The sequence below is a fragment of the Bacillus sp. SIMBA_008 genome (genome assembly GCF_046535495.1).
GTDB lineage: Bacteria > Bacillota > Bacilli > Bacillales > Bacillaceae > Bacillus > Bacillus subtilis.
Map to the genome: position 1 here is coordinate 1 of NZ_JAWRWL010000694.1, position 261 is coordinate 261.

1 protein-coding gene is annotated in these 261 nt (G+C 62.1%); it reads left to right on the forward strand.

Annotated elements, in window-relative coordinates; genetic code table 11:
• On the forward strand, positions 1–261 hold a 261-nt coding region (locus SB658_RS25020; RefSeq protein ID WP_410603115.1), incomplete at both ends, for a carbohydrate ABC transporter permease.

Genomic DNA, 261 nt, shown 5'->3' on the forward strand with positions numbered 1-261 from the left:
CCTCATGGTTCAGTTCTTTCGCAGCCTGCCTGCTGAGCTTGAGGAAGCGGCGCGTCTGGACGGGGCTGGCCACGCGCGCATCTTCCTGCAGATCATGCTCCCGATGGCGACGCCCGCTCTCGCAACGACGGCGATCTTCACCTTCATCTGGACCTGGAACGACTTCTTCCGTCAGCTCATCTTCCTCACGAAGCCTGATAAGCAGACGGTCCCGCTCGCGCTACGAACGTTCGTCGACGCGACAGGCGGAAGTTCGTGGGG